The sequence below is a fragment of the Nocardiopsis rhodophaea genome (genome assembly GCF_039530945.1).
Lineage (GTDB): Bacteria > Actinomycetota > Actinomycetes > Streptosporangiales > Streptosporangiaceae > Nocardiopsis_C > Nocardiopsis_C rhodophaea.
In genome coordinates this window covers 264,549-276,798 of the sequence record NZ_BAAAPC010000004.1, presented here as the reverse complement: position 1 = coordinate 276,798, position 12,250 = coordinate 264,549, and the positions used below count along the sequence as shown (strand labels likewise).

The following is a 12,250-nucleotide window of genomic DNA, read 5'->3' as shown; positions in this document are numbered from 1 at the left end:
GCGGTCGCAGGTGGGCAGGCGACCGCGGGCGCGCCGTTAGCGCGCGGCGGACTGGATGTTCCGCTGAAGCTCTCGCAAGGCACCCAGGGCTGACCCGATGGCGTCACGCTCTCCGTCGCTGAGGGCGCTCAGCGCCTCGATGACGTAGCCGTTCCTGAGGCCGTCGACCGCCGCGAGCCGATGCCGGGCCTCGTCCGTCAGGTGAAGATGTGCGACCCGCTTGTCGTCGGGGTCCTGCCTGCGGTCCAGCAGTCCTTGGCTTCCCAGCTGGGAGACCAGGGCACTCACGTTGTTCGGTTTCATCTGCAGAGCCTCGGCCACCTCGCGCACGGTGAGGCCCTCGCGGTCGCCGACGAGCCGCAGCAGCGCCCGCTGCCCCTCGGGAAGATTCGGGTGCGGGAAGTCCTGGGCGAGACGCCGGTCCAGAGCCCGGTGCAGCGCGGGTAGGAGGGCCACGAGCTCGGCGGCTACGTGGTTGGTGTCCTGCTCGGACGCGTCGGCTTCGGGCATTTGAGAATTATATATGAGAGCATACCTATGTCAACATACATATAGCCGGACATCCGCCCCCGAGAGACGCCGTCCGCACTCCCTCGCCCACGGAAAGGGCCGCCTCGGGGGGATGGCGCCATGACCCGTTCGCGCGGTACTGCCGAGCCACACGCTAGGCTGAGGACACCCGGAAACCGAATAGCGTTCGGAAGAGAAAGGGCGCTCCCCATGCCCCCCACTCACGAGGTGTTCAACCAGTCCTCCCCATTGGAGGACTTCGACGTCGCCGCCGACGCCGCGCTTACCGAAGGGCTGGAGCGCGAAGGCGCCGCCTGGGCCTCTGACGAGCTGCACGAGGTGGGGCGGCTGGCGGGGACCGCGCGGGCGCGCTCGTGGGGAGAGCAGGCGAACGTCAACGAGCCGCAGCTGCGCACCCACGACCGCTACGGGCACCGGATCGACGAGGTCGAATTCCACCCCTCCTGGCACGTGCTGATGGAGACCGCGGTGTCCTACGGGCTGCACGCCGCGCCGTGGGCCGATGAGCGCGCGGGGGCACACGTCGCGCGAACAGCGAAGTTCTATGCGTGGTCGCAGGTCGAGGGCGGGCACGCGTGTCCCATCTCGATGACCTACGCGGCCGTTCCCGCGCTGCGCCACTCCCCCGAATTGGCGGCGCGGTTCGAGCCGCTCCTGGACGCGCGTACGTATGACTTCGGACTGCGGCCACCTCTGAGCAAGCGGGGACTGCTCGCCGGAATGTCGATGACCGAGAAGCAGGGCGGGTCCGATGTCCGAGCCAATACGACCCGAGCTGTTCCGAGCTCCGCTGGCTCGTACCGGCTGACCGGGCACAAGTGGTTTACGTCCGCACCCATGGGCGACCTTTTTCTGACGCTTGCGCAAGCTCCGGAAGGTCTGACCTGTTTTCTGGTGCCGCGCGTCCTAGAGGACGGCACGCGCAACCCCCTCCACATCCAGCGGCTCAAGGACAAGCTCGGCAACCGCTCCAACGCCTCCGCCGAGCTGGAATACGACGGCGCCCTGGCCTGGCCGGTCGGTGAGCTCGGCCGGGGCGTGCGCACGATCATCGAGATGGTCAACGGCACCCGCCTCGACTGCGTCATCGGGTCAGCGGCTGGCATGCGCGCAGGCCTCATGCAGGCGGTTCACCACGCCAGCGAGCGCGCGGCCTTTGGGAAGCCGCTGATTGAGCAGCCGCTGATGCGCAACGTCCTGGCCGACCTCGCCCTGGAGTCCGAGGCAGCGACAACGCTGATGATGCGCCTGGCCGGGGCCGCCGACCGCGCCGTCCGGGGCGACGCGGCCGAGGCTGCCTTCCGCCGCCTGGCCGTGGCCGTCGGCAAGTTCTACGTCACCAAGCGCTTCCCCGCCCACGCCGCGGAGACCCTGGAGTGCCTGGGCGGGAATGGATACGTGGAGGAGTCCGGCATGCCGCGCCTCTTCCGCGAGTCGCCGCTCAACTCCATCTGGGAGGGCTCGGGCAACGTCGCCGCCCTGGACGTGCTGCGGGCCATGGCCAAGCAGCCCGAGTCCGTCGAAGCGTTCCTGACCGAGCTCGGCCGCGCGCAGGGCGCCGACGCCCGCTACGACGCAGCCGTCAAACGGCTGCAGTCTGAGCTGGGTGATGTGGAGGATGCCGAGTTCCGCGCCCGCGGCGTCGTAGAGCTGATGGCGCTCACCCTCCAGGCGTCCCTCCTGCTCCGCCACGCCCCCACCCCGGTCGCCGACGCCTTTGTCGCCTCCCGCCTGGGCGGCGAGTGGGGCCACGTCTTCGGGACCCTCCCCCGCGGCACCGACACCCGCGTCCTCATCGACCGGAATCGGCCGCGCACCCTGGGTTGACGCGCATCGCCGCAGGCAGAAACGCGGGCGGGGCGCGGCGGTGGGCGGTGCCCCCGCCGCGTCGGCGCGCCAGGTCCCTGGCCTCGACCGTAGAAGTGTGCACAATGGGGGTGTCCAGCGGTGTGACGTCCGGCCCCGGGATCCCGGCCGGACTCCGAGCCCCACCTGCGTGGGGATGAGCCCGAGTGTGAGGCCTGTGAGGCCATGATGGAGATCTGGCCCGGGAGCACCTACCCCCTGGGTGCGACCTACGACGGCACGGGTACCAACTTTTCCCTCTTCTCCGAGGTCGCCGACCAGGTCGAACTCTGCCTGTTCGACGACGCCGACGAAGAGACCCGCATCCCGCTCACCGAGTACGACGGTTTCGTCTGGCACGGCTACCTGCCCGGTATCGGCCCGGGGCAGCGCTACGGCTACCGCGTGCACGGCCCCTACGCCCCCGAGCACGGCCTGCGCTGCAACCCCGCCAAGCTGCTGACCGACCCCTACGCCAAGGCCATCGACGGGTCGGTGACCTGGCACGAGTCGCTGTTCAGCTACCACTTCGACGCCCCGTCGAAACAGAACACCCGCGACAGCGCCCCCTATGTTCCCAAATGCGTGGTGGTGAGTCCGTTCTTCGACTGGGGCAACGAGTGCCGCCCCCGCATCCCGTACCACGAGACCGTCATCTACGAGACGCACGTGCGCGGCCTCACGATGCGCCACCCCGAGATCCCCGAGCACCAGCGCGGCACCTACGCCGGCCTCGCCCACCCCGCGATGGTCGACTACCTCTCCTCGCTCGGCGTGACGGCCGTCGAGCTCATGCCGGTGCACCACTTCCTGCCCGAGCACGCGCTCGTCGCCCGCGGCCTGACCAACTACTGGGGCTACAACACCCTGGCCTTCCTCGCCCCGCACAGCGGCTACGCCGCCAACGGCTCGCGCGGCCAGCAGGTGCAGGAGTTCAAGGCCATGGTCAAGTCGCTGCACGCGGCCGGCATCGAGGTGCTGCTGGACGTCGTCTACAACCACACCGCCGAGGCCGATCACATGGGGCCCACGCTGTCCCTGCGCGGCATCGACAACCTCAGCTACTACCGCGTCCGCGACGACGACAAGCGCTACTACCTCGACTACACCGGCTGCGGCAACAGCCTCAACATGCGCCACCCGCACTCGCTGCAGCTCATCATGGACTCCCTGCGCTACTGGGCCGCCGAGATGCACATCGACGGTTTCCGCTTCGACCTCGCGTCGGCGCTGGCGCGGGAGTTCCACGACGTCGACCGGCTGAGCACGTTCTTCGACATCGTGCAGCAGGACCCGGTGATCTCCCAGGTCAAGCTCATTGCCGAACCGTGGGACGTGGGCCCCGGCGGTTACCAGGTGGGGAATTTCCCGCCACTGTGGACCGAGTGGAACGGCAAGTACCGCGACACCGTGCGCGACTTCTGGCGCGGCCAGCCGGTGGTGCCCGAGTTCGCCTCCCGACTGGCCGGCTCCAGCGACCTCTACCAGAACGACGGTCGCCGCCCTGTGGCCTCGATTAACTTCGTCACCTGCCACGACGGGTTCACGCTCGCCGACCTCGTCTCCTATGACCGCAAGCACAACGAGCTCAACGGTGAGGACAACCGCGACGGCACCGACGACAACCGGTCGTGGAACCACGGGGTGGAGGGGCCCTCGGAGGACCCCGCGATCGTCACCCTGCGCCGCCGCCAGGTGCGCAACTTCCTGGCCACGCTCTTCCTCTCCCAAGGCGTCGTGATGCTCTCCCACGGCGACGAGGTCGGGCGCACACAGGGCGGAAACAACAACGCCTACTGCCAGGACAACGAGCTCACGTGGGTGGACTGGAAGGGCGCGGAGGACGAGGACGACCTGCTGGACTACGTCCGTCGCCTGGCCCGGCTGCGCCGCGAGCACCCGGTCTTCCGCCGCCGCCGGTTCTTCAAGGGTCCGCCCTCGCGCGACGGCGATCTGCATGACATCGCCTGGCTGCGCCCGGACGGCGGGCTGATGTCCGAGGACGATTGGGGCTCGGGCGGGCGGGTGCTGGGCGTCTTCCTCAACGGCGACGCCATCACCGAGCCCGATCCGCGCGGGCGGCCGGTGACCGACAGCTCCTTCCTGCTTCTGCTCAACGGCAGCCCCGAGCCGGTGGAGTTCACCGTGCCCGGCCCCGAGTACGGCATCGCGTGGGAGACCACGCTCGATACCGCCGAGCCCGACGTCAACGACCGCCCGCCCGTGCCCGCCGCCGGGACGGTGCGGCTCGTCGAGCGGGCGCTGGTGCTGCTGCGTCGTGTCTCGCACCGGGGTCCCTCCGCGGGCGCGTCGCAGCGGGGTGAGTGACCTCCGTCAGCCGCGCGATCGCCCGCCCCCGATCGGCTCCGTCCGTGTCCTGACGCGCGCCGCGCGTGCGCCGCGCCGCCGCGTCCACCGTCTACGCTCGGACACCATGGGTTCCGTTCACGCCGACACCGCGCCCCTGTTCCGGGCGCTCTTCCCGCACCCCGAGTTCGACATCGACCTCGTCTCCGCCTACGCCTACCCCGCCGTGTTGGAGCGGCCGTGGCTGCGCGCCAACATGGTCGCCAGCGCCGACGGCGGGGCGTGGGGACCGTCGGGGCGTTCTCGCGACCTCTCCTCGCGCGCGGACCGCGCGGTGATGGGTGTGCTGCGCGGCCTGGCCGACGTGGTGCTCGCAGGGGCCGCGACCGCCCGTATCGAGGGCTATCGCCCCGTCCGACCGCGCGAGGTGTGGAAGGAACTGCGCGCCGGACGGCCCGCAACGCCCCCCGTCGCTGTGGTCACCCGCACCCTGGACTTCCATCCTGACCTGCTGTCGGAGGCACCCGGCGACGCGCGCACGCTCGTCTTCACGACCGAGTCCGCGCCCGAGGAACGGCGCCGCGTCGCCGCCGGTATGGCCGATGTTGTGGTGGCAGGAGAGGATTCGGTCCGACCGCAACAGGTCCTGGCGGCCCTGGCCGAGCGCGGGCTGTTCCGCGTCCTGACCGAGGGCGGTCCGCACCTCCTGGCCGAATTCACCGGCGAAGGGCTCCTGGACGAGCTGTGCCTGACGGTGAGCCCGCACCTGCTCGGTCCCGCGGCGTCACGCATCGTGGCCGGAGAGGCCCCCTCGCACCCGCGCGACCTGCGCCTGGAATCCCTCCTGGAGTCCGACGGCGCGCTGTTCGCCCGCTACACAGCCATCTGACCGGCGCGCGCCGGGGCGCGAGTTCCGCTGGGGGTGGCCGGTTCCGGATGCCCCCAGTGCACGCATAAACCCTTCCGCAACGGGACATACCGGCTGTGTAGCTTCGACGGCGATCCGGGTGAATCGGGACGGGGTATAAACATGGAACAAACCGGTATGCGCCCCTCTCTGAGCAAAGTGCCGCCCGGAGACGTCCGAACAAGGACCATGAGGACTATAAGGACCACAAGGACGACTCGAACGGCATGACCACGCATTCCGGGCGAGAGGATGAACTCAGTGCCGACGTCCGAAAACGACTCCCCTCCGGTCTACCGGGAAATCGCCGAGGCGTTGCGGTCCGCCATCGCCTCCGGCCAGCTCTCCGACGGCGACCGCGTCCCGGGCGAGAACGAACTGATGAAGCAGTACGGCGTCGCCCGGGCCACAGCACGCCAGGCCCTGTCGGTGCTCATCAATGAGGGTCTGGTGGTCCCGATCCGCGGATCGGGCATCTACGTGCGAACGTTTCGCCCACTGCGCCGACACGGTCCGCGCCGCCTGTCCCGCGAGCTGTGGGGCAGCGGCCGGTCCATCTGGCAGGCCGACGCGGCCGATCGGGGGTTCGAGACCGACAACATCGAGGTGAGCGAGGATCCCGCCCCGGACCACGTGATCCGCGCCCTCGGCCTCGCCGAGGGCGCGCGCGTCGTCCGGCGCCGACGCCGCTACCGGTTGGAGGGCCGACCCATGCAGCTCGCGACGTCCTACCTGCCGGTCGAACTGGTAGCGGGAACGGCGGTGACGCAGGTCGACACCGGTCCGGGCGGCATCTACGCCCGGCTGGCCGAGCTGGGCCACGCCCCCGCCCACTTCACCGAGGAGATCCGCGTGCGGATGCCGACCCCCGTCGAAGCGCGCGATCTGCGGCTGACGGCCGGAACCCCCGTTCTGGAAGTGCTGCGCACCGCATTGACGGAGGACCACCGCGCCATCGAGCTCAATGAAATGACCCTGGACGGGTCCGCCTACGTGCTGCAGTACGACTTCGACGCTTGACCTGCGGAAACGAGAACGCGTTCCGCTGCTGGCAGCACCGGGCCGTTCCCCTGCACAATCCATTGCTCCTATGAAATTGCAACGGAACACCGACATTCGACGGGAAAGCGGTTGACGCGCGGGAGGTTCCGTGTCGTGATAGGGGTGCGGGTTCTCTAGAGAACCCTCCCGGGCCCCGATCGAAGGCTCTCCGGCACCGCGAGTAAGGGGCCGCTAACGGCGGGCCGGGGAGGACGGCCCCGGCCCGCTGATGCGAGCCCAGGGCCGACGTGTTCCCCTCCCCCCGAATTCCGTTGTCAACGCTCCTCTGCCCGGCCTCGTCGCCCCGAGGCGAAGACCAGGAAGCTCAGCGCGAGCAGCGCCAGTCCGACGACCAGCGCGCCGGCCGCGGCGGGCAGGACATCGTTGGAGGTGTCCGCCCACCATTCCGACAGGGAGAACCCCAGAACGGTGGCCAGCGAAACCGCGCTAAACGCGGTCACTGTCAGCGCGGTGAGGAGTTTGCTGTCCGGCCACGGGTCCGGTCGGACCCGTTCTATGCGGGCCGCCGCGTCCGTGACGGTCAGTACGGTGACCCAGCGAATTTCTGCCGCGGCTCCGGTCAGCGTCCGCCAACCGGGCCGCATTTCCTCTCGTAGGTGATCTGCGTGGTGGTCCAACCAGAGGCGGAGGTAGCGCGTCCAGCCCACGTGCAAAGGCTGTTGCCGGTATCCCACTCCCAACGGTTGTCGATACGAAACGAGCATGGTCAGTTCTCCCGGCTACCCATGAGACCCTGTCAAATGCCTACCCGGTAAGATTTTTCGCGAACTCACCAGGCGTGAAGAAAACGACATTTATCCAATGCGAACGGTTGACTGGCCCCTCACCGTCGCGGAGGAGATGCAGTGCGTCACGCGACCGGCGTTCGCTCGTTGTTACCGAGGGTGACGACTGGGCGGCCGAACTGCGGGTGGCGCGCACCACGTCCGGGCGGGAAGGCGGCGGACGAGGGGCGAGAATGGTCGCCGCAGGGGAGGTAGCGTCTTTACCATGGACGAATCGACGGCTCCGATCCCCCAGGACGAGGAGCAATGGCGCCAGCGGTTGGACCCTGAGGCCTATGCCGTGCTGCGCGAAGGGGCGACGGAGCGGCCGTGGAGCGGCGAATACGTCGGGACAACGGCGGTCGGCATCTACCGGTGCCGCGCCTGCGGCGCCGAGCTCTTCCGCTCCACAACGAAGTTCGACTCGCACTGCGGGTGGCCGAGTTTCTATGATCCTTCGGACAGCTCCGCGGTAACGCTGCATGAGGATCGGAGCCTTGGCATGATACGTACCGAGGTCCGTTGCTCACGCTGTGATTCCCACCTCGGTCACGTGTTCCACGGTGAGGGCTACGCCACCCCCACCGATGACCGCTACTGCATCAACTCGGTCGCTCTCACACTAGAGGCGGACGACTCGGTGCAATAGCATCCTCATTCAGCGGGTTCCGCCGACCGAAATCCCCCAGTTCCGGAGCCGTCCCGGCGCACTGCGGACCCCGCTGTGGATCGCAACGGTCCCCAACGGGCACTGGGGATCCACCAACAACACTCCGACGAAAGCTCTCGATGACCCACGACTCACATCCCGATGTTCCTGCCAGGCCGGGTATCCGGATGGCCAAAGGCTCTGCGCCCTGGCTCGTGCCCGCATGCGCGATCGCCGGTGCCACCGTTCTGGCCGGCCGCAGAACACGCGTCGGCCGCGCACTATCGGTGCCCGCGGTCGGACTGGTAGCCGGGATGGCGTGGTTCTTCCGTGACCCGGACCGCGGTCCGGCCGACGGGCGAGTCCTCTCCTCAGCCGACGGGGTCGTCCAGAGTATCGATCCCCAGCCGGACGGCCGGACCCGGATCGCGGTCTTCATGAACCCGCTCAACGTGCACGTCAACCGTGCGCCTCTGGCGGGCGTGATCAAGCGCGTCGAACACCGACCCGGGGGCTTCCGTCCCGCATTTGACAAGGACAGCGAGCGCAATGAACGCCTCATCTGGACCTTCGAAACCGAGATCGGTGAGATCACGGTCGTCCAAATCGCCGGCGCGATGGTCCGGCGTATCGTCCCGTATTTCACTGAGGGCCAGAAGGTCGAACAGGGCGAGAGGATCGGCCTCATCCGGTTCGGTTCCCGGGTCGACGTCTACCTCCCGGCCGGTATATCCCCATCGGTCGCGATCGGGCAAAAGGTCCGGGCGGGTGAAACGCGCCTTGATCACGACTAAGGGCCATCTCGCCCCCGGCACCGCGACCGTGGGGTCGGAGGACGCGGTTCCGAGCCTCCGCCTGGCGATGGCCGACTACTTCACACTCGGCAACGCGCTGTGCGGATTCATGGCGGTGTGGCAGCTCGCCGCGGCCGCCCACTACGCGGCCGCGGCGTCGGTGCCCCTCCAGCGCGACGCCATCGCGACGGCCGTCATCCTGCTGCTCGCGGCCGCCGCCTTCGACCTGTTCGACGGGCGCGTCGCGCGCCGCTTCGGCGGCAGCGGCATGGGCGCCGAACTGGACAACCTCGCCGACGTGATCAGCTTCGGCTTCGCCCCGGCGTTCTTCGTGGTCTCCTGGGGCACGCTCGGCGGCAACGGCGGTCCGGCGCCCGTCGCCGCGGCGGCGGCCGTGCTGCTGGCGGTCGTGGTCCGGCTGGCCCGGTTCTCCTGCCAGTCCCCCGGCGCCACGAGCTTCAGCGGGCTGCCCGGCCCGTTCGGCGCGATGGCCGTCGTCACCATCGTGCTGCTCGACCCGCCCGTGCTCGTCGGGACCGCTGCGGTTCTCGCGGTGGCGTGGCTGATGGTCAGCCGCATCGAATACCCTAAGCCGCGCGGGCGCCTCGCCTACGCCGTGCTGGCCTGGATGCTGGGCAGCGTGGCCTGCCTGGCGGCGTGGGCCATCGACGCCCCGGCCGGAGACACCCTCCTGTACTCCGGCTCCAGCCTCGTCCTGCTGCTGATGCTGGCGATCCCGTTCTACGTGGTCATGACGCGTCGCGGCGGCAGTGACGACGGCACGGCCGACGCGCTTCCGACACCGGCCCCGCCCACCCCTCGGGAAGGCTGAGGCGGCCGCTGAGGGCAGAAAACATCGAAGGGGTCCATCCAGGCCGGGATGGACCCCTTCGCGGCCTCACGGCCCCTCCCAGGGACGGTCAGGACAGGTCCAGGCCGCCGGGGGAGGGCATCGCGTTCAGACCATTACCGCGCCGCTGTCAGGCCAACGCCTCGACCAGCTCGGCGACGCTCTTGCGGCGGCCGGTGTAGAACGGCACCTCCAGCCGCGTGTGCCGACGCGCCTCCGCGCCGCGCAGGTGGCGCATCAGGTCGACGATGCGGTGCAGCTCGTCGGCCTCGAACGCGAGCATCCACTCGTAGTCGCTGAGGGCGAAGGTGGAGACGGTGTTGGCGCGCACATCCTTGTAGCCCGCCGCCATTCGGCCGTGCTCGGCGAGCATGGCGCGGCGCTCCTCGTCGGGCAGCAGGTACCACTCGTAGGAGCGGACGAAGGGGTAGACGCAGATGTAGTCGTGCGGCTCCTCCCCCGCGAGGAACGCCGGGATGTGGGCGCGGTTGAACTCGGCCGGGCGGTGGATGCCGACGACCGACCAGACCGGCTCGCTGACGCGGCCCAACCGGGTGCGGCGAAACGCGGAGTACATCTCCTGGACCGCCTCGGGTGTGTCGGCGATCCACCAGAACATGATGTCGGCGTCGGCGCGGAAACCCTGGACGTCGTAGGCGCCCCGGGTGGCGACTCCCTTCTCGGCCGCGCCGTCGATCAGCGCCGACAGCTCCTCGGTAGCGGCCACACGGTCGATGCCGGCCAGGTCGCCGGTCTTGAACACCGACCACATGGTGTAGCGGATGAGCTTGTTGAGTTCCTCTGCCGCCTCTGGGGTGGCGGGCTGGCCCGTAGTCACGTGCACTCCCTTGATACGTCGTCGGTCGATCGGTTGGCTTCGGTGGCCGGGTCCAGCGGGTGCGCTGGACCCGGCCATGCGGTCGGCGTGGCGTGCTCGGTGGCACCGGGCGCGCCGTGGGCCGGGTGTTCGGTTTGCTCGGTTCTACTCCGCGTGCTGGGGCGAGCGGCGGCCATCGGCCAGGTGCGCGGCCAGCGCGCGCGCCGCCGACTCGGCGCCCCCGACGCAGGCGGGGATGCCCACGCCGTCGTAGGCGGCCCCGCAGAGCACCAGCCCTGGATGGTCCGCGAGTGCGGCGCGGGCGCGCTCGACGCGGTCGAGGTGGCCCGTGACGTACTGCGGCAGCCCGGCCTCCCAGCGGGTCACCCGCTGGTCGAGCGGGGTGCCGCTCACGCCGCAGATGTCGGCGAGGTCGGCGGTGGCCAGCGCTATCAGCTCCGCGTCGTCGCGCCGCAGCGCCTCCTCCTCGCCGAAGCGACCGATCGAGGTGCGCAGCAGCACCGTCTCGGTGTCGGGGTGGGCGGCGCGCAGGGCCTCGCCCAGCCACGGCCACTTGACGCTGCTGAAGGTCGCGGCCTTGATCGTGCGCCCCTCCCGGCCCGGCACGAGGAACCCGCTGCCCTCGGGTGGCCGGGGGAAAGCGGAGGTGGGGTAGGCGAGGGTGACGATGGCCATGCTCGCATAGTCGACCGCGGCCAGTTCGCGAGCGGCGGTCGGAACGAGGGGGTCGAGAATGCGGGCGGCGGCCGGGGCCGGGCAGGCGAGCACGACGCCGTCGGCCGCGACCTCGCGGGGCGCCTCCTCTAAGCCTGCGGTCACCGTCCAGGAGGAGCCGTCGCGGCGCAGTTCGCTCACGGGGCACGAGGTGATGATCCCAGCTCCGCTCTGCTCGGCGAGGGCGTCGATGAGGACGGCCAGGCCGCCGCGCAGGGTGGCGAAGACCGGCCCGGAGCCGCCCGGCGCGGCCGCCTGCTTCGCCTTGGCGGCGCGCACGGCTCGGGCGAGGGAGCGCTCGCCGTGGGCGAGCTGCTCGATCTGCGGGAGGGTGGCACGCAGCGAGAGCTGATCGGCGCGGCCCGCGTACACGCCGCCGAGGAGGGGCTCCACCAGCCGGTCGACGACCTCGCCACCCATCCGGCGACCGATGTACCCGGCGACCGGCACGTCGTCGTCCACCGGCGTGCGCGGAAGGAGGAGGTCGGCCGCCGCACGGAGCGTCCCCGGCCACGACAGCACCCCGCTGCGCGCGAGCGCGGCGAGATCACCGGGAACCCCCATCATCTGGCCTTCGGGGAAGGCCCGCAGCCGTCCGCGCGAGTAGATGCTCGCCGGAGCGGGGGCGGGTGAGGTCACCCGGTCGTCCAAGCCCAGGTCGGAGATGAGCGCCAGGGCCTCGGGGCGCCGACGCAGCACCGATTCCGCGCCCGCGTCCACCGGGACTCCGGCCACCTGCGAGGCGGCGAGCTTGCCACCCACCCGCGGGGCGGACTCCAGCACGGTGACGCTGGCCCCGGCACGGGTGAGCCGGTAGGCGGCGGTCAGCCCGGTGATTCCGCCACCGACCACGACGACGTGCGGTTTCCTCTGCATGGAACCCAGCTTTCCAGATCGTCACCGCCAGTGTTACCCGGCCCCGGGCGACGCGGCGCCGCGGCAAGCGCGGTGCTGACGGGGTGTCGGGACCCGCGCCCCGCAACCGTGAC

General features: G+C 70.1%; 11 protein-coding genes. 7 read left to right on the top strand and 4 right to left on the bottom strand.

The window, feature by feature from the left end; translation table 11 throughout:
* Positions 1-36: 36 nt before the first annotated feature.
* Positions 37-510, bottom strand: coding sequence for a MarR family winged helix-turn-helix transcriptional regulator (locus ABD259_RS06425; RefSeq protein WP_344160789.1), 474 nt, complete (start codon positions 508-510; stop codon positions 37-39).
* Positions 511-720: 210 nt separating this feature from the next.
* Between ABD259_RS06425 and ABD259_RS06420 the strand changes: the two genes are divergently transcribed.
* From ABD259_RS06420 to ABD259_RS06405, 4 genes are all read left to right on the top strand, one after another.
* The gene (locus tag ABD259_RS06420; protein WP_344100121.1) at positions 721-2,358 is read left to right on the top strand and encodes an acyl-CoA dehydrogenase family protein; all 1,638 of its coding nucleotides are present in this window, start codon (positions 721-723) and stop codon (positions 2,356-2,358) included.
* A 204-nt stretch (positions 2,359-2,562) separates the two neighbouring features.
* Entirely contained in the window at positions 2,563-4,704 is a 2,142-nt protein-coding gene (glgX, locus tag ABD259_RS06415) for a glycogen debranching protein GlgX (RefSeq protein WP_344100118.1), read from the top strand.
* 106 nt (positions 4,705-4,810) lie between these two features.
* Complete coding sequence (locus ABD259_RS06410; protein ID WP_344100116.1) at positions 4,811-5,572, top strand: pyrimidine reductase family protein; 762 nt, start codon at positions 4,811-4,813, stop codon at positions 5,570-5,572.
* Between the two features lie 279 nt (positions 5,573-5,851).
* Positions 5,852-6,610, top strand: coding sequence for a GntR family transcriptional regulator (locus ABD259_RS06405; RefSeq protein WP_344100114.1), 759 nt, complete (start codon positions 5,852-5,854; stop codon positions 6,608-6,610).
* Between the two features lie 296 nt (positions 6,611-6,906).
* Here the strand turns inward: ABD259_RS06405 and ABD259_RS06400 are convergent, their stop codons facing one another.
* Positions 6,907-7,236 carry a hypothetical protein gene (locus tag ABD259_RS06400; protein WP_344100112.1) on the bottom strand — a complete coding sequence of 110 codons (330 nt, stop codon included), beginning with the start codon at positions 7,234-7,236 and terminating at the stop codon, positions 6,907-6,909.
* A gap of 406 nt (positions 7,237-7,642) precedes the next feature.
* Between ABD259_RS06400 and msrB the strand changes: the two genes are divergently transcribed.
* The 3 genes from msrB to ABD259_RS06385 all read left to right on the top strand — a co-directional run bounded on the left by msrB (position 7,643) and on the right by ABD259_RS06385 (position 9,691).
* A complete protein-coding gene (gene msrB, locus ABD259_RS06395; RefSeq protein WP_344100110.1) occupies positions 7,643-8,065 on the top strand; it encodes a peptide-methionine (R)-S-oxide reductase MsrB in 423 nt (140 codons plus the stop codon).
* A 140-nt stretch (positions 8,066-8,205) separates the two neighbouring features.
* Positions 8,206-8,859, top strand: a complete 654-nt coding sequence (locus tag ABD259_RS06390) for a phosphatidylserine decarboxylase (RefSeq protein ID WP_344100108.1) — start codon at positions 8,206-8,208, stop codon at positions 8,857-8,859.
* On the top strand, positions 8,846-9,691 hold the full coding sequence (locus ABD259_RS06385; RefSeq protein WP_412759339.1) for a CDP-alcohol phosphatidyltransferase family protein: 846 nt from the start codon (positions 8,846-8,848) through the stop codon (positions 9,689-9,691). Before ABD259_RS06390 ends, ABD259_RS06385 begins: the two co-directional genes overlap by 14 nt.
* 148 nt (positions 9,692-9,839) lie before the next feature.
* Here the strand turns inward: ABD259_RS06385 and hemQ are convergent, their stop codons facing one another.
* Together hemQ and hemG are read right to left on the bottom strand one after the other, a co-directional pair.
* A complete protein-coding gene (hemQ, locus tag ABD259_RS06380; RefSeq protein WP_412759343.1) occupies positions 9,840-10,481 on the bottom strand; it encodes a hydrogen peroxide-dependent heme synthase in 642 nt (213 codons plus the stop codon).
* A 210-nt stretch (positions 10,482-10,691) separates the two neighbouring features.
* The gene (gene hemG, locus ABD259_RS06375; protein ID WP_344100104.1) at positions 10,692-12,137 is read right to left on the bottom strand and encodes a protoporphyrinogen oxidase; all 1,446 of its coding nucleotides are present in this window, start codon (positions 12,135-12,137) and stop codon (positions 10,692-10,694) included.
* Positions 12,138-12,250: the final 113 nt, after the last annotated feature.